The sequence below is a fragment of the Neorhizobium sp. NCHU2750 genome (assembly GCF_003597675.1).
Lineage (GTDB): Bacteria > Pseudomonadota > Alphaproteobacteria > Rhizobiales > Rhizobiaceae > Neorhizobium.
Genome location: NZ_CP030831.1, coordinates 189379 through 208531, shown reverse-complemented (window position 1 = coordinate 208531; position 19153 = coordinate 189379). Strand labels below are relative to the sequence as shown.

The 19153-nt window shown below is 54.6% G+C and carries 18 protein-coding genes; 2 read left to right on the top strand and 16 right to left on the bottom strand.

Going from position 1 to position 19153, the window contains the following annotated elements; translation table 11 throughout:
- Positions 1-9: 9 nt before the first annotated feature.
- From NCHU2750_RS28965 to virD1, 3 genes are read right to left on the bottom strand one after another with little or no spacing between them, the layout of a single operon-like run.
- Entirely contained in the window at positions 10-2031 is a 2022-nt protein-coding gene (locus tag NCHU2750_RS28965) for a hypothetical protein (protein ID WP_045231708.1), read from the bottom strand.
- Positions 2032-2045: 14 nt separating this feature from the next.
- On the bottom strand, positions 2046-3389 hold the full coding sequence (locus NCHU2750_RS28960; RefSeq protein ID WP_045231709.1) for a T-DNA border endonuclease VirD2: 1344 nt from the start codon (positions 3387-3389) through the stop codon (positions 2046-2048).
- A 33-nt stretch (positions 3390-3422) separates the two neighbouring features.
- A complete protein-coding gene (gene virD1, locus NCHU2750_RS28955; protein ID WP_010891489.1) occupies positions 3423-3866 on the bottom strand; it encodes a T-DNA border endonuclease subunit VirD1 in 444 nt (147 codons plus the stop codon).
- 270 nt (positions 3867-4136) lie between these two features.
- Between virD1 and NCHU2750_RS28950 the strand changes: the two genes are divergently transcribed.
- Entirely contained in the window at positions 4137-4832 is a 696-nt protein-coding gene (locus tag NCHU2750_RS28950) for a conjugal transfer ATPase VirC1 (protein WP_010891490.1), read from the top strand.
- Between the two features lie 2 nt (positions 4833-4834).
- Positions 4835-5443: a conjugal transfer protein VirC2 gene (locus tag NCHU2750_RS28945; protein WP_045023999.1), complete on the top strand. Its 609-nt coding sequence runs from the start codon at positions 4835-4837 to the stop codon at positions 5441-5443.
- A gap of 141 nt (positions 5444-5584) precedes the next feature.
- Here NCHU2750_RS28945 and virG read toward each other — a convergent pair whose 3' ends face one another.
- The 13 genes from virG to virA all read right to left on the bottom strand — a co-directional run bounded on the left by virG (position 5585) and on the right by virA (position 19060).
- Entirely contained in the window at positions 5585-6346 is a 762-nt protein-coding gene (virG, locus tag NCHU2750_RS28940) for a two-component system response regulator VirG (protein ID WP_010891492.1), read from the bottom strand.
- Between the two features lie 218 nt (positions 6347-6564).
- Positions 6565-7599 carry a P-type DNA transfer ATPase VirB11 gene (virB11, locus tag NCHU2750_RS28935; protein ID WP_010891493.1) on the bottom strand — a complete coding sequence of 345 codons (1035 nt, stop codon included), beginning with the start codon at positions 7597-7599 and terminating at the stop codon, positions 6565-6567.
- 40 nt (positions 7600-7639) lie between these two features.
- Positions 7640-8773: a type IV secretion system protein VirB10 gene (gene virB10, locus NCHU2750_RS28930; protein ID WP_045231710.1), complete on the bottom strand. Its 1134-nt coding sequence runs from the start codon at positions 8771-8773 to the stop codon at positions 7640-7642.
- Entirely contained in the window at positions 8770-9651 is an 882-nt protein-coding gene (gene virB9, locus NCHU2750_RS28925) for a P-type conjugative transfer protein VirB9 (RefSeq protein WP_010891495.1), read from the bottom strand. Before virB9 ends, virB10 begins: the two co-directional genes overlap by 4 nt.
- Positions 9648-10361: a type IV secretion system protein VirB8 gene (locus tag NCHU2750_RS28920; protein ID WP_010891496.1), complete on the bottom strand. Its 714-nt coding sequence runs from the start codon at positions 10359-10361 to the stop codon at positions 9648-9650. Before NCHU2750_RS28920 ends, virB9 begins: the two co-directional genes overlap by 4 nt.
- Positions 10348-10515 (bottom strand): type IV secretion system lipoprotein VirB7, encoded by a 168-nt coding sequence (locus NCHU2750_RS28915; RefSeq protein WP_010891497.1) that lies wholly within the window; start codon positions 10513-10515, stop codon positions 10348-10350. Before NCHU2750_RS28915 ends, NCHU2750_RS28920 begins: the two co-directional genes overlap by 14 nt.
- A 34-nt stretch (positions 10516-10549) precedes the next feature.
- Positions 10550-11437: a type IV secretion system protein gene (locus tag NCHU2750_RS28910; RefSeq protein WP_010891498.1), complete on the bottom strand. Its 888-nt coding sequence runs from the start codon at positions 11435-11437 to the stop codon at positions 10550-10552.
- Between the two features lie 100 nt (positions 11438-11537).
- On the bottom strand, positions 11538-12200 hold the full coding sequence (gene virB5 / locus NCHU2750_RS28905) for a pilin minor subunit VirB5 (RefSeq protein WP_010891499.1): 663 nt from the start codon (positions 12198-12200) through the stop codon (positions 11538-11540).
- 16 nt (positions 12201-12216) lie between these two features.
- A complete protein-coding gene (virB4, locus tag NCHU2750_RS28900; RefSeq protein WP_045231711.1) occupies positions 12217-14586 on the bottom strand; it encodes a type IV secretion/conjugal transfer ATPase VirB4 in 2370 nt (789 codons plus the stop codon).
- Positions 14586-14912 (bottom strand): type IV secretion system protein VirB3, encoded by a 327-nt coding sequence (locus NCHU2750_RS28895; RefSeq protein ID WP_010891501.1) that lies wholly within the window; start codon positions 14910-14912, stop codon positions 14586-14588. Before NCHU2750_RS28895 ends, virB4 begins: the two co-directional genes overlap by 1 nt.
- Positions 14912-15277: a pilin major subunit VirB2 gene (virB2, locus tag NCHU2750_RS28890; protein WP_010891502.1), complete on the bottom strand. Its 366-nt coding sequence runs from the start codon at positions 15275-15277 to the stop codon at positions 14912-14914. Before virB2 ends, NCHU2750_RS28895 begins: the two co-directional genes overlap by 1 nt.
- A complete protein-coding gene (locus NCHU2750_RS28885; RefSeq protein WP_045231712.1) occupies positions 15277-16014 on the bottom strand; it encodes a type IV secretion system lytic transglycosylase VirB1 in 738 nt (245 codons plus the stop codon). The genes virB2 and NCHU2750_RS28885 overlap by 1 nt, the downstream gene beginning before the upstream one ends.
- A 544-nt stretch (positions 16015-16558) precedes the next feature.
- Positions 16559-19060 (bottom strand): two-component system sensor kinase VirA, encoded by a 2502-nt coding sequence (virA, locus tag NCHU2750_RS28880; RefSeq protein ID WP_119945099.1) that lies wholly within the window; start codon positions 19058-19060, stop codon positions 16559-16561.
- Between the last annotated feature and the right edge of the window lie 93 nt (positions 19061-19153).

Below are 19153 nucleotides of genomic sequence, written 5' to 3'. Positions count from 1 at the left end.
ACACAGCCTTTACCGCCCGTAACCTTCACGTGAACGCGAATCCAATCCTCTATAAGGGTGTGTCCTGCGATCACGGTCATCCCGTTTCCAAATGTCGTCTATTGCCGAATGTTCTGCCGCATGACTAGCCAGTTGTCGGTCCGCGCTGGGTCTAGACATCACGTCGCGAACGGGCGTAAACGCGTGAGTTCTACCAAGATTGTCATGCCCCAAAGCAGGAGCAGGGTCACCAAGCCTGGCAGCGGTGTTTTCGACGTCATTTCGCGCCCTAGAACTGTCAACGGCCGGCTTCACGTAAGTGTTCTCTACCAATTTGTCACAAGTCTTTTGTGCCTCGTAGAACCACGATGTAATCGGCTGATTGGCATTGGGAACCAACGGGGTAACCGATCGAGGGCTAACCCGGGGTGCAGAAGAGTTGCCCAAATCAAACCGCGTATCGGCTTCGGTCGAGATTTTTTGCTTCCCCTTTTCAACAGCAGTTCTTGCGATCCGCTCCGACTCTTCGATATGGGCCAGATCGGCATCGGTTAGATCGGGGAAATCCTCAAGGCTTGCTTGCGATGTCTTCAGTGAACGTGAACGCTCGCCATTCAGTCTGGTAAGACTCACACTATCGATCGGCATCTTCTCCGCGCGTTCGACAACGCCTTCTTTCCGGAAGACGTTGTCTGCTCCCGCTCCGCGCAAATCTGGTACTATATTTCGCACTGATAAAGATCTGTTGGAGTGAGATTCGACTAGTGCGTCGATTTTTGCCAGTTCGGCCTCGGTGAAATCAGGGAAGTCATCGAGCTCCACTCCTGAGGACCTCAGCGCTTGCGGTGAATGCCCGCCACCGCGACCAAAAGGTACCTCCCAGTTAGTGGGCACCCCGTTCGCCCTGTCGGACACGCCTTCTTTCTGGAAAGCGCCGCCTGGTCCGCGCTCACGAAAGTCCGGTGCGGCGCACTCCCCGGCCGGGGGCCCCTTGGAGAGAGATTCGAACACCGCATCGACTTTTGCCAGTTCGGCGTCGGTCAGTTCAGGGGAATCGCGGTTTGTTTGTGATAACTTCTGTGCACGCGGTGAAAGGTCATGATGGGATCCAAGGATTGCGGCGCCAAGGGGACCCCTCCCCTGTTCGCTCGAGTGGTCACTGCTGACATCGTCGAGAGTTTCAGTGTGTGCGCTATGAGAACTTGCCTCAGCATTCGAATTAGGCGTTGTTACGGTAACTGAAAGACTCTGAGCTTCGCGCCCAAGATACCGGCTGTCCGCGGAATCGCCGAACTCCTCCAGCCCTCGGAGCGGTGACGAAATGGTGTTGCCTGAATTCCTGGTCGTCTCGCTGCCAGTATCCCTCTCGAACCATTCTGCGAGTGGGCCTGAATAGAGAGCGGAAACAGGAGTGCCATCGGGAAACGTCGAACTTTCCTGCGCAGATTTCTGTGCTCTATCTGCCGATGGCTGAACATTGTACACGCCCTGTTCCGGCGCGCCTTGCCAGTTCGACGAATGCGCGGCCCGGTTCACGGGAGAAGATGCCGAGATAGTATTGATCTCTATGCCTAAGCCGACTTGCCTCTTTATGGTTAATCCGCTTGCATTGCCGGGATACTCAATTTCGCGCGGTCGCTTTATGCCCCTTGCACTTAAATCTGGCAACGCACTGGCTTCCCTGTCTTGTTTATCAAGATTTTCCCGTTCAAGCTCACGCAGATACTGCATACCGGTGCGGAAAGAACCGCTTTTTTTCCGCAAAATTGCGGATAGGTCCGTGCGGGCTTCGGATATTCCTGGCGGGATTACGGGATCCCGCAGACGGGCCGCTCCCAGTCGTCCGCCACTCGCCGATGTTTCTTGGACGCCGTGCGGCATATCTTCAATTGGCGGTCGCGACAAAGCCGTTGGGACCGAAGTGTCCCGACCGTCTTCTCCAGCAACGATTGATTGTGCCTGGATGGGGATCCGCGCGGTCCCACGCCCTTCATCATTCGAAGCCACAGGAGCGGGCCACGCATAGTGTCTGGTGAACTCTTCATTTGCCATCACTCGGTCCTTCTCTATCTCCTATTTCCCCCACGCCCGTCCTTGCTGCGCTCATCTCTCTCGCGTTTGCGTTCACTCGGTTCTCCATCATCATCTTCACGCGGACGCTTTGAAGAGACACCTCTCCGTTGCTGGAGGTGGGCTGTAGCAGACAATGAATCGGTTGCGGTGCTGGCCCGCGTCGTGGCCGTCGGTGGAGATGGCCGAGACGTTCCAGCTTGCCGTACTAAGGGGCCACTACTGCCATCCTGTTCGCCGGCGTTCGCCTGGGGCCCAACCGCGATGCCTTCCAATGTCACACGTTTTGCTCCACTCGGCCCTCCGTCGTCATCATGAGGACGCTTTGCACGCCGCTGCCGGTCGTGTGTCGTGTGCGTGGCAGCTCCAGTTGCTGCGCGAGGAATATCGGGAGTGCGGTTTGCGCTCTCCACACGGCCCTCGGCAACACGCGAAGAGCCGCTCCCTATGTCGTCCGCGAGAATGGTTTCGGAAACGAATGGTTGAGCAAGGCGCTCCGTCTCCAATGCAACCCGCACAAGGACACCGGCTTCGTTGCTGACACCAGCTGGCTCCTGGAGATGAACTTGCGACTCATTCTGCCGATTGTTGGGCCGAGGCATGTCCTCCGGTCCGCCCGCGGATGCTTCAAATGGGGATGTATCGAAAGGTTGGCTGAATTCTGGATGATCTCCTTGCGGCGACGACTGTTCCAAATCCGCGTCTTCGAAACGGATTTGGCGAGCCTGCTCCCGCTCAAGGCGCCGATATTGGGCATAAGTGATCGGCCGCTCGGTGATGCCACGTTCTGCTCGTCGGCTCGCATCGAGGGCAATGCCATGACGAAGTGAAATCTCGGCCATCTTTATGCGCAGGGCGTCGTAATTCAGTTGGGGATGGCGCCGAGATATCTTCAGCCAGCCGTGTCCTAAAAGTTCGCGCCGATTGACGACGACATGCAGATGTGGGTGGTCGCGATCGATGTGGAAGGCCGTAAGATAGTTGTATCGGCCCCCCCCTGCGCCTGACCCAAACATCTCGGCTGCCCACTCCCGGCTCGCCGCATAAGCCGCTACCTGGCTTGTACCCGCGGGGAAGCTTACAATAATATGGGTGGTCAACTCCTGTTGCCTTTCCTCGTCTGGCTGACTTTCGTCATAAGTTCCAGTCTCTTGAACCCAGCTTCGGGCAAGTTCGTGGATTTGATCCGGTGGCAGGGGAATATCGAGATGTCGGGCTGAACGCTGCAGCTCCAGCCTGCCCTTCCGGGATAGATACTCCAACTGATTGATAATTTGTTGAAGGGTCTTGGTGCCACCTCCCGGCACAATGCGAATGATAACTTGAGCTCGATCGGGCATCGAATATGTTCCCCGCCAAGTGCTACGTCAGTGCTACAAGGCGTCTTTCAGCAGCGAGCAACCGTCGATCCGCCGCCGTGATACGGACAAAATGGAACGGAGCAAGCCGTCGAGGTCAGCGAAAGATTTACCGAAGGCGATACGTTCAGCTCGCAAAGCCTCCAAATCCATTGTCGGATTTTCGGCATAGGCAGATAGCAGCGCGGCAATGTTGCTTGAGAGTGTTCCTATGGATTGTAGTATGGCCTCCATCCTATGACGAGTCTCTGCGTCGATTTCAAGAAAGCCACCAATGCGGCGCACCGCAACCCGTATGGCCATGCTGTCGGAGAGGCCCAGCAAGCGTGCCTGATGAGAAAAACTCTCATATTCGGCCGATCTTAATCGGGTACTGACGACCTTGAAGCCTTCAACCTTCACGCATTCGCGCTGGTTGACGGCAATGTCACTTGAGGTGGGCCTACTGCCTTGCGACATAGCTTCCTCCATAGAAGACGGAAAGATCTGAACTTGCCCCGCCGTAGCATTTCCTCGTCGTGGCAGATGGGAATCTAGCCATATACAAAACGAAATCAAGAACACATAAGGGATATTTATTTTTATATTATTACAATTGAAATTATTTTACAATAAAATTGAAATATAAAATCAGGTAATTACTACATTACTCATGAATGATCGCAAAATCATACACACAAATAAAAGTACAGACGCACTTCCGCTTCACAAAATCGACAGGATAAGGACATGAAACTTCTGACATTTTGCTCCTTCAAGGGAGGAGCCGGCAAAACCACGGCACTCATGGGTCTTTGCGCCGCCTTTGCAAGTGACGGCAAACGATTGGCTCTCTTCGACGCTGATGAAAACCGACCACTAACGCGATGGAAAGAAAACGCCCTTCGCAGCAATACCTGGGGCTCCTTCTGCGAAGTCTACGCCGCCGAGGAAATGGCACTCCTTGAGGCGGCCTATGAGGACGCCGAACTCCAGGGATTTGATTATGCGCTGGCCGATACGCATGGTGGTTCGAGCGAACTCAACAACACGATCATTGCCAGCTCAAACCTGCTTCTGATCCCGACCATGTTAACTCCGCTCGATATCGATGAAGCATTGTCGACCTACCGCTATGTCATTGAACTGCTGCTGAGCGAGAACTTGGCAATTCCGACAGCCGTATTGCGCCAACGCGTGCCGGTTGGTCGATTGACCACATCGCAGCGCGCGATGTCGGACATGCTCGCAAGCCTTCCAGTTGTACAGTCTCCCATGCACGAGAGAGACGCATTTGCCGCGATGAAGGAACGTGGCATGTTGCATCTCACATTGCTGAATATGAGAACCGATCCGACAATGCGCCTCCTCGAACGGAATCTCAGAATCGCCATGGAGGAACTCGTCACTATCTCCAAATTGGTTAGCGAAGCCTTGGAGGGGTGAAGATGGGAATTCGCAAACCCGCTTTGTCTGTCGGGGAGGCCAGGCGGCTTGCCGCCGCTCGACCCGAAATCGTCCATCCTTCTTTGCCTGTTGCCACCCAAAACTCGACCCTGCCGCAGCCGCCTGAAAATCTCGACGAGGAAGATCGACGACCTGCCCCAGCCACCGCCAAGCGTTGTCACAGCTCTGATCAGCAATCGATGCTGACCGTGGATGCTTTGAGTTCGACGACAGCGCCAGGAAAGATCCAGGTCTTCCTTTCAGCGCGCCCGCCCGCGCCTGAAGTATCGAAGATATATGACAACCTGATCCTGCAATACAGTCCTTCCAAGTCGCTACAAATGATCTTGCGCCGTGCGCTTGGCGATTTTGAAAACATGCTGGCGGATGGATCGTTTCGTGCGGCTCCGAAGAGTTATCCGATCCCTCACACAGCTTTCGAAAAATCAATCATCGTTCAGACCTCCCGCATGTTCCCGGTCTCGCTAATAGAAGTCGCTCGCAATCACTTTGATCCATTGGGATTGGAGACCGCCCGGGCTTTTGGCCACAAGCTGGCTACCGCAGCGCTTGCATGTTTCTTTGCTCGGGAGAAGGCAACGAACAGCTGATCTCTCAAAAGATAGGACCCATCCAATCACTCCGCAGTGCTGAGTTTTTCGGATAGTACCGAGGAAAGGCAGCTTTGCCAAGCCGCATAGCAATCTGCTCACGTTGGGAACAGATTGCTAAAGGCGAAATGCACCTCTACCTCAGGCCGCCATCACACCCCCGTACGAAACATCCACGTCAGCGTCAAAGAAATAGCCAGCACCTCTTGCAGTCTTGATCAACTGAGGGGTCGTCGGATCCCCCTCAAGCTTCCGGCGCAGCCGCAAAATGAGGACATCAATACTTCTGTCATACACCTCCTCCTCGCGTACCCGACTGGCGATCAGAAGCTGCTCCCGGGATAGGACGTCGCGCGGCTTCTCCAGGAAAGCAACCAGGAGATTAAACTCACCTGCCGTGAGTTTCACCTCACTGCCCTCTTCCGAAATCAAGCGGCGTCGCCTGAGATTAAGTGTCCAGTCAGCGAAACTAAATGAGCGTCGATCTTTGGTTCGCGCGACACTGGGCCGCACGCGTAACGCAACACGGATGCGCGCCAGAAATTCCCGCGTCCCAAAAGGCTTGGCAATAAAATCGGTTGCTCCCAACTCGAGCGCAATAACTTTGTCCGCCTCTTCGAGGCGAGCGCCGCTAATAATTATGATTGGAACATCGGACTTCGTGGCCAGACTACGAACAATTTCAAGCCCATCTTCGCGACCCAAATTAAGATCGACGACCACGACATCGACCGTCTCGGAGCAGAGTACACGATTGAACTGCTTGCTGTCGGCTACCGCAGTCACCTTAAAGGCATGGATCGTAAGATACTCGACTATAAGATGCCGCATAGCGACATCGTCATCGATGACAAGAACGTGTTTCAACGGTTCACCTCTCAATCTAGGATCCTGGCCAGCCATTTGCAGCTCAACAGAATTTATACACGTAAAGGTTGTATTCGTTAGACTCCACTCGTCAATTTTCTCTCACTACACGGGCATTTCGGCAAGATTTCGACCAAACCGCGCACGACAGAAATGCAAACTAGATGTCTCCGTTTTATGACAAAGATTGCTGAGCATTGCTACAAACGTAATTCTACAACGCGCCATGCGGCATTTAGAAACATGGATCACAACTACTGCTGGTTAAGAAGATCGCCTATTGTCTCACCGCGCCGACGCGCATCGGCAGCGAGCCAGATTTCGCCCACCTCGTAAATGTCACCGTGGGCACGGAAGGGTACGATGACATCAACTGCGGTTGCGAGCATGTCAATCAGGGTGCGATCTTCCAAGCTAGCCCCCTGAGCGCTGCTTTTCACGAGCGAAAATAGCTTTTTGAAACCTTGGACGGGATTGGCACCATGTATTGTGGAAATCGATCCCGGATGCCCTGAGACGACTTCACTCAGATAAGCCCACGCGGCATCGTCGCGTATCTCGCCGAGCAGTATTCGGTCCGGTCGCATGCGCAGGCTAGCCTGTAGCAGGTGCTCAGCGGTCACTGCGCCCAGCCCAGCCCCATTCTTAGAATAAAGCAGCCTTACGTGGTTCTCGTGTGGAATGACGAGTTCGAGCGTATCTTCGATGGTAATCAGCCTTTCCTGCGGCGGGATAGCGTTGATCAAGGTCTTGCTCATCGTTGTCTTGCCACTCCCGGTGGGTCCGCAAAGCAGCATCGTCAACCGACCAACGACACATGCGTGCAGAAACGCCTCCAGATCCCCGTTGTCATAGTACCGAAGGATAGCTTCATCATGCTGATCATGCCGTTTTTTTCGTCCCTTCCACTGATTCCACCTCGGAGCATCGTAACGGGACGAGACTTCTTTGAGACTAGAAACACGGGAACTTGGCCGTCGAATCGTCAAGCTGACGGTGCCCGACGGTACCGTCGGCGGCAAACAGATTTGCAGCCGCTCGCCGTCTGGAAGTTCAGTTGCGCAAAGTGGGTTGCGTGGTCCAACGTCCTGTTTTCTCAGCGCGCCTGCTAAAATAGCGATATCTTCGAGATCGTCATAGGAGACAGGCAAAGGGAACTTGAGGAAGGCGCCGGCCTGGCGCACAAATGCCTCCCCAGGTCGATTTATCGCAACTTCTTCGGTCCGCGGGTCATCGAGCCATTCCAAAATTGGCTTGAGAAGGATTCGTAATTGCGGATCCACCTCCATTTGTATCGTATCTCCATCTGTAAGTGATAAGTTGAATTCGTTATGGACGGCGATCCCGCCCCCGCGCCGCGCGACCAGCCATACGAAGCTGGTATATGCCTGAGAAATCGAGATCCCGTGCGACAAAAATGGAGACCGTGTCGCCCTGATTCTTCTTCAGGGTTGGCGGTATGTTGATCGTGGCCTTGAGGGCTGTGTCTGCCGTTTGTTCACCGTTATTCTGGACGCTGTTGAAGCTCGTCCCTCCACCCGAGCTGCCAGCGTAGGTGCTCGCTGCCTGGAAGGCACCTTGGACGACACTCAAGAGCATGGCCCCGCTAAAGCGCTGCCAGAAGTGATTGTCGACGGTGCCCGGCAATCCCGAGCGACCGAGTTCGTCAGCGCTTGGTGACGCAAGCGAAATCATGGCATGGTCGGGTGTCTCCGCCCGATCCCAGAGCACAAAAACACGCGTATCTCCCTGTTGCAAACCGCGCTGGATCTCGCCAACAACGGTGGTGCCGCGATCAAGAAGCACAACGTTGTTCGTTGTTCCACGAACATCCCAGGGTAACACGCATTTTACATAGCCTGCCAGACTGGTGTCGATTGCCGTTTGCAAGATACATGGAATAATCGTCCCCTCCGTCACCATGAAGTCGGGATGAGGCAAGAGCGTAGCCCTGGTGGGCTGCAGCTCGGTGGGCTTCATGCGTATCGAGAGATCATTCTCGGCGGACACTTCGACCTTCGGCAAAGGACTGTCTTCCCCATTGCCTTCGCGTCTTCGGTCCGTTTCGCCTTGTTGAACGCGCTTGCTGGTCCCTTGATCACCACTGGTGTACGCAAAAATCGGTGTTTCTTCCGGCCGCGGCTCATGCCGTTCCGGCTCACTTCGTGCTGGCGGAGGAGCAGTCGGCTGAACAGCTTCCTGGGCAGCCGGAGGATCAAGTGTAACGTCAATCGGAGCCGGATGAAATGGCTTGGTGTTCGTGGCGATCATGGTTGACGGGGGTGCGTCCCCGTTTTCCTTCTTTTCACGCCCGCCAAGCCAAATGAGGCTAAGTGATAGCGCGAGAACTACACCTCCTACGATCAACTTTTGAGCCCCCGAAAGGCGCCGGTGATGTGTGTCGGAGACCAGGGACCCCGACGCATCGACATCATGCGCCGATTGCTGATTGTCGTCGTTCACCCTCTCACCTCCTTTAGGACGCGCTTCACATCGGGCCTCACAGTGCCCGTCTCCGGCCTGCGGCCGACGGGATCGTAGGCGGTATTCCAAATGCATAATACCGTGTGGCCATCCCTCAGACGCCAACCACGGGAAACCGAAGAAATCTCGACATAGCTCCCTTTGACTGAATAGTTAGCGACAGCTTCCTTTCCATCCGGATTTATCGTGTAGATGGAGGGTATGCGTACATTACCTGGGAAGTGAAATACCGTCGTAAATCCATCATCGAAGACTTCGAGCGGCAACAGCGAACGATCGCCCTGAGCGACATAGTGCCAATTCTTGTCCTCGGCACCAACGGTCGTGGCAGGCTGCTCCAATAAACCCTCTGCTCTCTGTTGATATTGCGCTTCCGCACGTATACGGTCTGCAACAGCCTTCTCTTGTGCCGCCTTCTGGCGAGCCGCTGCGTCATCGGCAGGGTAAGCGAATTGTACGCTATAGTAGAGATCGGCCTGCTCTTTATCGAGGTGCGGCAGCGTCTTGGAAGAGATGCTGAAAACGTAGCGTCGCATACCGGCGTCACTCGCAGTTAGCACGACCACTGGCTGGGGTGGGAGAACCTTGCTAGCCTTGAAGAAAAGATAATTTCCGCGTGGAAGGGCCGCGAGATCTTTGCTATTGGAAACGGCAACAGCTGTCACCGTTTCGTTAGCCCCGAAAGTAACAACCAAAGTGGCTCCAACCGCCGTTGAAAGGCGCACCACTTGATCGGGATTGTAAGCGAGATAACGCATGCGCGGATCAAGTCTGCCCGCCGTTGGCGTGTCTTCAGCCCTCGCGCCAATCGCCGCAAAAAGTAAACATGCCAGAGTGAGAAATGCTTTTTTCGTCATGGTTCGCTGTGGCCTGCGTTCGAAACGGTATCTTCCGATGTCTGGTAGGAGGTGACAACCAAGCCTCCCGGGTTGGTCAGTCTCAATCTGCCGGGCAAGCTGGTCACCTTTTCATAACGAACCGTAGCAGTCCAAGTGCTCGCCATCGGCATTTTGCCGTCAACGATGAGGGTTCGCTTATAGCGAATTTGCTGCACACCCGGAGTAACATCATTCGAAGCGATGTGTTCGACCTCTAGCCTGCCGTGTTTGCCGAGGATGACTTGAGGCGAAGTTGGATTGGGATAATTGAAGAATTGCTGATAATTTTGGCGCACCATTGGGGCGCTGAAGTTCGAGACCAGGTCATAGGCGTACTGGGCGGTATCGGCATCATAGCTCTCGCGCAGCCGAACATACTCCCACAGTGAGGCGTTAACGACGGCCTCCTCTTGAGTTGCAGGCAATCGGGAGACGGACACCTCGCTGTCAACGGTGCCATCCGGCCGTATCCATAGATATACCGGCACAAGCCTGATCAGCGGCACCATGGTGGCAATTGTGAAGGCTTGCGCAACATTCCCCAAAACCGCGATGGTTGCGACAGCTGCAATGACCTTGGAGAGGCGCCGCGCTGATTTCGCACGCGCAGTTTGGAAAGCTTCCACTTCCTTGTAGTGCTCAGCCAGGGTTTCCCGCGCTACTAGCAAGGCGTATTCAGACCCCTTCATGGCGACCACCTACGTTGCTGAGCTGAAGATCTGACGGCGTAGGCTGCCATCGCCCCACATTCAGCGGGAATATTGGGCCTTTGCAGCTCGCCAATTTATCGTTTGTCTGGCAGCCGCCTAAAGCGAGAGCCAGGCACAGCAGGCAATATTTCATAGAGTTCTCCACCGACGTGAATTTTTTGCGGGACCTAACGACGCTCGACCTGAGCGAAGCGACGGTACAAGCTGTTGGCAGATTGGGTCGCGCCGCTCCAATAACTGCCTCCGATGTTGCCGGCGATTGCCGGCAAAGCGACAATGAGTGCGTCACCAGTCAGAAAGAACATGTCGAGTTCGTAAAGACCAATGATCTTGGCCGCGGTCGTACCGGCAAGGGTGATTACACCAAGCATAAGCGTGAGTGCAGTCGCTTCGGTTAGGATGACTATTGTCGCCACGAGGTTTAGCAGGAGAAGTAGGAGACCATAGGTGATAAGTTGCCCGATCCACTTTGCCGCGATGTCGCGCGTGCGATCAAAGATATATCCCGTGAGGATCAAAGGGCCGATCGCCAGAAGCACTTTCGTGAGAATTCCGACGGCGTCGTAGATTCCGAAGGCAGACCAGAGCGTGCCATAAAAGACCCACTGAGCCCCCTGGAAAGCAAGGATGTCCTGGTCATTCATCGGGCCGATTTCAGATGCAATTCTCTGAAATGCAGCCTGGGTTAGGGCGAACATTGTATCGAGCTGAGCGGGAATGGTCTGCAGAGGCAGGCCGCTGCCACTAAACTGCTGAATAAAGTTTGGAATCGTCTCTTCAAAGACTGAAACCACATAGTCGTGGTAGTTGGCCTGCCCGACGACAAGGGCAACAACGACGGTGACCGTGATCACCCGAGTGATACCGCCGCGCGTGTCGATTTCGCCACGCATGACCAGAATACCCTGAACGATAATCCAAAGAGTGACGCAGGCGACCAATGGCGCGCTCACCGCCTCTTGGATCGTCCCAAGCATTGTGTCCAGGCTTGTCGTAAAGGCTAGATCGAAGATCGTATGAATGGCCGTAAACGGCGCCGGGATCGTGAAATTCATCGTTTGGACCTGACCTTGACTGGCTTGTCGCAGAATGTCGGATACAATGAACTCGCATCCTGAAATGTGCAGATGGGCGGCACGAATAAGTCGCCCAGTCTCAGGGGACGGCCCCAAAGATGACCGCAGTCTTTTGATGCTCCTTACGTTGAGCGGCCGCCTCTTCCGCCTCATGAAGGCCAGCCTGCGCGGTGGTCATCGTTAACAAGCTGGTCGCCTGTACATTTTGAATCATTGCGTCATGGATCTGCTTGAGAAGCAAACCGTTGGTAACGGTTGCCTGCATGATATTGCGAGAGCGAGAAAGCTGTGTCGAGGTCTCGGCATTCGCTGTTAAGCGTTTGTCCATCGTCTCCAGGTTGTCAGCCGCAATGCCCGCGCTATTTGCGGAACCGGTGATCTGCGATCGCAACAGATCCGCTTCAGCGTCGCCACCAACTACGGCGCGATCTGTATCGGTGGTGATCGCACGTGCCGTGGTCGACATTGGCATTCGCGGCGAAAACATTTCCGTGTCCAAGTCCCTGGTCGAGGGATACTGATTTTTTTGGTTGAGCGAAGTTAGTAGGCCGGTGACGCCATAAGCCGAGGTTAACATCGCCACCATCGTTATGGTCTGTTCGAGATTTGCCGCAGTCTCGAGCGCCGTCGCCAGCGTCTCAGCTTCCGTCGCCGGATCGCTGACAACGAACTGCGCCCGCGCGGGCCCGACCGAAAGAAGGCTGACGGCCATGGCCGCAGCAACAAGTTGCATGATCTTCATAGTTCCCCACCTTTGATCAATCTTTTGCCTCGTGGTAACGAGCCATAAATTCGCTGAGCCAGGCTGATGGGTTGTCCCCCTGTACTTTGCGAAGCTGATCCGCGAAGCGCACCGTGTTGGCGCGCCCCGAAAGTACGGCGACATATTCGCGCATTTCCCGCAGATCGAATTCGCAGACGACGCTTCCGCTTTCTCGTTTAAGCAGAAACTTCCGGCTACCTACTGCCATGTCTTCACGGATCGCCTGAAATTCCTTTTCAGTACATTTCAGTCCATCGATGTAAGCCGATCGATCTGCCGTGGGTGAAGGATAGAAAATCTTCGTCATACATTGCGCGACGAGACTGGCGCCTAGCTGCGATTCCAGGACATGCTCAGGTTGCTGCGTTGCCAGTATCAGCATCCCATTGTTTTTGCGGACAGTAAGCAGGAACTTGTCGACGACCGCCGCAAATTTAGGATTTAGCAAATAGGCGCGAAACTCATCGCAACTCATCACAAACCGACGGCCGTCAACCATGGCTCCAATGCGGTGCAGAAGATATGCTGCGGCGGCAGCGCATACTTCCTCATATTCGAGAAGATGCGTCATGTCGAAACCAGTAATCGAAGGATCCAACTTTACTTCGTCGAGCTCGCCGTCGAACGCCCAGCCTAGTGCATTGCCACGGCACCAGCGTTGGAGTCTCGCTCCCGCCCCTTCGGCGGGTCCATGCAACAAAAATTCGCGTAACCCCGCGATTGAGCGCATGTGGGGATCAAACGAGAGCTGCCGATGGATACCCCGCACCAGACGGCGATTTTCCTCGGGGGATATTCCTCCACGGCCATCGCTCTCAATGAGCGCCACGATCCATTCGCGCAGAAAATCATGTGAAGCCGCTGTATTTTCCAGGCCACGCAATGGCGCCAATCCGCTCGGCGCTCCTCTACGGAGCGCCAAATATGTTCCCCCGGTGGCGCGAACCAGCAGCTCACTGCCGCGGTCCTTGTCGAAGAGGACAACCGCACCCGCGCGGTCGACCATGCTCTGCTCGAGCATCGCGAGGATAAAGGTCATGAGCGTCGTTTTACCCCTCCCGATGGGACCGAATATCGCCGTCATGCCGACATCGTGCTCGTGCGGGATGTAGTCGAAAGGGGTTCCACCATTGGTACGAAAGCGCGCAATCGCGTTGCCCCAGTGACCTGAGCCGGATCCCTCGGGAAAATTCTCGAATGAGACTAAACCAGCGAAGTTGCGCGATGTGATCGCTCCCGGACGCGTGCGCCACTTATAGTTGCCTGGCAGCTGCGACCAATAAGCCGCCTCCATGCCGATGCCCTCTTGGACAACAACAGCTCCCGCATCCGCCAATCGCGTCCGGGCGCGGGCACCTCTATCTGCAAGACTATTGAGATCATTTGCATATATGCAAAGACTCAAATGATGCGCCCCCATAACGAATTCGTTGCTCGCTAGTGCGTCCTCCGCCTCGGATAATCTGCTGATTTGGGTGACGGCTTTGTCGCCAGAACTCAACATTTGGCTGGACTTGAGGCTGAGCTTCGAGTGGGCTTGCGAGCGAGTCAGAAACGAGAAGCTCTGCGTCAGAACAAGCGGAAAATCGAGAGACAGTAGCACGTTGAGCATACCCGGTCGCGTCGTTGCGGGGTATTCGCGAAACGAGTAAATAGATCCCACATAACTATCTTTTGGTGTTCGGATCTCGAGTCCCCGCTTGCCGCAAATAACTCGGTCGGTATAGATCGAGGCGCCGAGCGAACCGCTAACGACGGGAACCGGCGTGAATCGACCAGTCATTATCAGCCGCAGAGCTTCTCCAACCTCCGTAAAAAGCACATCTTGCTTCTCACGAATACCAAGACGACGCAGGCCGTACGCTTCGAGAGCGCCAGCGACAAGATGCCAGAGATCTTCCAGGTTCCTGGTTTGAGCTGTGAGATCGTTTTCTTTTTGTCTGTAGCGTTTGGTGAACCTTCTCCTCACTTTGCCAAGCGCGGCCCGGGGAGACACGATCAGCGTAAGGAAGTGGTCATTGCGAAGGAGTTTGCCGGAGAGAACGCGCTCCTCAAAAGCTTCGCTCAGACTGGCGGAAAAAGCGCTGCGGAAATGTCGCGCGGGTGACGGCGGCACATCGTCATGACGTACGAGGTGAGCATATATTGACACATGATCATCAGCGATATTGCGCAAGAGCGTATTAAATGCACGGCAACGTGCATTGCGCATTTCGGCATCTTCGAGTTCGAAGGCCATGCCACTTACGTGCGCCATCGTCATGATCGATCCATCTTCTAGAAGGACAATCTGGTCGCTGAGGTGCCCGACGTAGGGTAGATAGACCTCGCCAGACCTTTCGGTTGTGCCACTTGCTCCGAGCATTACGCCATTCCTCTCCCTCGCGCGGGAACCTTGATTGGATTTGGGCTAACGCTTGCGCCGCCCCAAATCAGACCATCAACGCTCCTTCCCGCCGTCTGCAAAAAAAGAAGAACGACGCTGGCCGCGTTATAGTCTCGTTCCACCACAAGCCGCGCTCCGAACCACAAGGGCACGAGAACGACTTCGTACAGCGGGTTCTGAACGATGACGATGACAAAGCCGGCAAACATCACGAGTAGCCCCGCCAACGTCAGCGGCACGCCAAGAAACAATGCGGGCCGTGTCGCCGCCAAGTAAAGGGTTGCTTCTTCCAGACGATCATTCATTAGCCACCTCCAGTCAGCGTTTTGCCCAGGAAGCTGGCTCCAAACATGATGACAATGCCGCCGACGACGCCGGCAACGAGACCGAGTGAAGCGCGACCGAACATCCAGGAGATTCCGATGGCCACGATGCCAAGAACAGCGAGTGACTGGCCGAACGGACCAAGGATAAACGTGCATATGTTGTTAACCATTGTGGCTGGGTCAGTGCCGCCACCTGCAGATTGGGCCGCGGCCGGCCCAGAGGAGAAAATGCTCCACCCCATTGCACCGACCACGCTCGGCGCATAGCCGGATACCATGCGCATCACCGCGTTCGAGAGCGAGAGGCGATTCAGATGTACACGGTATCTTTCAAAGCATCGCATTATTGCGGACCTCCTTGATTTAAGTCGAACAAGAGTTGATCGTCGTCTTCGGATTTGCGGTTGTCCTCGTCTGGCGGCGGAGGCGGACCGGATGATCCGCCAGATCCGCCCTCCGGGGAACGACGCTTATATGCCCCCCAAACATCCCATGTTTCCTCGGATCCCGGCTTCTCACGATCATCTTTTGGACGCGCGGTTAACGGGGGGACGAGCTGTTGAGCGGCCGTTTCAACTTTTCGCACGTAGCCGTTCGCGAAGCCGTGCGTAAAATCACCGGTGTTATAGGCGGAGATTGCCCGACGAAGCGACAATTGCTCGTCGTCAGCCGTGTTGCCGCCAGCGTAGCGGCTCCCAAGCAAGTTTGCGGCGACAGATAATGACGTGCAAGGTTGAAGGGCTCCGTCAGGTGTCAGACCGAGCACGGAAAAATTCCGGGAATTGATCTGCATGAGCCCAACATCCAGCGAATGCCGTGCTTCGAGACGGTCCATCACGACTTGCGTTGCTTGAGCCTGGTTCTGCCAGTGAAGCGTTTCGCCGGTGGTATTGTCATGCACAGCAAGCGGATCAAAGCGACTTTCGACCTGAGCGATCGCTGCAAGCGTAGATGGAGCAACGGATGGAGCGCATTCGCGTGCAAAATTATTGAACTCAGCAAATGAAAGTGGGGCAGCACCGCTCGACGGGCACGTGGAGGCCAGTAAGATAATCGACAGCGGCCCTGTTGCCTTCAACATTCCCCATCTCCCCAAGCTCATAACCAACACAGCCACTTCGGTCGGAAGAAATGCTGTCATCTGATGTTCACGATTATCGGGAGGGTCGGTTACTCTAGGATTTTTGTTTTCTTCTTTTCGATTTCATTTGAAGCGAAAACGGCTTTCCATGCACTTAAGGGTGCGGCGACGAAAGATGGCTCTCTAAGACAACGGCGAGGATCTAGAATGCCGTCGAAGTGAAATTCCAGGGCGGAATGAACGGGGGATGGTTTCAATAAACTGTGGCACTTCGCAGGCTCCGATCAGGGTGTCGATCGCGCCATTTGCGTGGCGAGGGTATCCGCCTATGCCGACTATCCTATGTCCGAGCTCAGCGAACATATGTCTTGTTCTTCGAAGACGGTATCGAAGACCTCCAGCAGATAATCGCCAACCTTCGGGTCTCAGAAGACGCACCGCCACAACCGACTGCCCAAAGCGATTGCGAGAAACCATAGCTATAGGCGCGCCGAACAGACGTGCTGATTACCCTGGTCGAGTCTCCTGAAAAACATCCTCAACTCTAGGCTTTGATCTTGGTACGAATCGCGTAGGCCATCGTCCTGGAGGATATAGGTTTGGGCAGAAAAAGCGCGGACGTCATGTCATCGCTGGAAAGTGACATTTTAAGATCACTTCCTCCAATGATGATGGACGCCGTCTTGAAGGCTGCGTGCAAAGCAGTAGCACTCTGATTCTCGGGAAGAGACGATTGGTCAACTAGAACCAGATCGGCTTGCTTGCCTTTTGATATCCAATTGCAAAGGTCTGCACATGTCTTAAAGCCCACCGGCTCATAGCCCAGAGCGGCGATCTTGTCTTCGTACACCTCCCGCAAGACAGGATCTGGCTCAATCAATGCCACAATTTCTCCGTTGCCTCGCGGTGTTTTACAGGGCCCAAAAAACGCGTCCGGGCTGACGGGCTTCTTCGAGGAAGGAGGTAGATAAATGTCGAAGCGCGTCCCTCGCCCTACGGCTGAAGTAACGTCAATATATCCTGCAAGCGCGCTGACATGACCGTGCACGGCAGCAAGACCTAGACCCGTGCCGCCGCTGCAAGAGCGTGTTGTAAAGAAAGGCTCAAAAATGTGGGGGAGCACAGTTTCGGCAATGCCTTCACCGTCGTCGCTGACAGAAAGAAGAACATAGTCGCCAGCTGGCATAACACCATGCGCCAGTACTTTCTGTCGAGATACAAAAATTCGGCTAACGATGATGTCGATTTGACCATCGGCGGTAAACGCCTGGGAAGCGTTCTTGCAAAGATTCATCAGCATCTGCTGAACCTCTAGCGGGCTTCCTTCGACTACGCTCTTCTTGTCGTCAAACTTGAACTTCAGCTCGATGTTGCGCTGCAATGCAACACGCAATAAGGGAGCAATTTCCATTACGAGTTCGGAGACACTGAACGGCTTTGTCACGCGTTCTAGTTTTCGACTTAGAGTCAAGATCTGATCGATAATGAGCCTGGCTCTGTCACCCGACGAAATAATTTGGTCAATGTGTCTTCGGGTGACAGATGACCGACGCAGCATGTTTTGCGCCATTTCAGCGTACCCGAGGATTGCTCCCAAAATGTTGTTGAACTCATGCGCTATTCCACTAGCAAGTGTACCAACTGCCTGAAGACGTTCCGCATGCTCTAATCGCCTCTCCAGAATATCGCATTCGGTCTGCTTACGCCGAACATCGATATAGTGGCAGAGGCAGGCGGTGGCGAGTTCAAGAAGCTGAACTTCGCCTGGACAAGATTTCAGACGATAGCCCTGGTAACCGAGGGAACAAATCGCTATCAGTTGATCCGTAGATTTGTGTGCCAGCAGCATAGAAACGCCCGGAGTCTCCGGAGGAAGGCAGCTGACCTTTCGCGTCGACATGATGCGGAATACTGACGCACGCTCATCCGCTCTGGCAAGAGAAACCATCTCGCGTAGCGCGAGGTCCTCCCAGACGGGCTCAGGCAGCTTCGCAGCGAAACTTTCGACAGCCCACCTGTCACCATGGTCCACCAATGCTAGTGCACACGATTCCGCATTAAAGAAGCGTTGAATAATTCCAAGCGCAGCTTGCGCGGACGAATTGAGGGACGACGCTGTGGCCCCTCGCCCCTCGAAACAAACCCCAATCTCTTTGATTACCTCTTCGTAATCCAAACGCCGCGTTAACCAAGCCGTTTTCCGACGCAGCCTATAGACCAGTGAGATGATGTAGATGCAAAGGCCCACCGAAACGGAACCCAAGAAGATCCGTGCCCGCTGCTCCCTCACGCTTTGCAAGCTATAGGCCTCCAAACACTTGCGCTCCAATCTTTCGGCAATTTCAGCGGTGTCGGAGGTCTGAATCATGTTTACGGCATCGTTCACACGGGGCAAAAGCGACAAGATGACGCGACCCTCGCGTGCAAGTATACGGATAGGAACTTCAGCCCCACCGCTAGCTTTTTGGAGCATGTCGAGTTCGTGACTGATCTCCAACGAGAGTGTTGGGCTTGGCTGACGCACAAACTGCAGCATCAGGCTGCCCAATTCGTTCGAATTTTCGACCGTCTGATCCGTCGACGACATTTTGGGAAGAATACTAAGCGCGCGAGTGAAGCTGGCAAGCGAATCTTGCAGGAGCACGTTTTGCGCTCCGAAGGCTGCAACGGCCGCGTCGGTCGTATCCACGGACACCTTTAGCTTGTCGAGCAGTTGAGAGAAATCATTGCCGATCACAAGATGAGATTGTTTAAATAGTCGCTTCAAATTTTCCAGGTTCTTCCGCAAAGCTCCCAACCTGGAGATAATGGGCCGGTAGTTCGCCACCACACCCGCTTCCGCGCGGAGTACATCCCGCTGCAGCGAAGCACTGTCGATGTTAATAGCTCGCAATTGGGTCAGGATCGCCCGATTGGTTTCATTGTCCTGCCAAGACGTAATCGCCATCAAGGCAAAAATCATTGCAGCAACTACCAAGGCCAGGATAGACCAAGGCTTGGCGCCTGTCTTGAAATCTTGCCGAGACGGTGAATACCTTCCATTCATCCGCACTTACGTCCTCGTACCAGCGCTCAGTCCCACCCCGGTGGCCCTTAGGCCGCACAGTAGGGTTTGTAAATGGGTTTGAAGCAACAAACG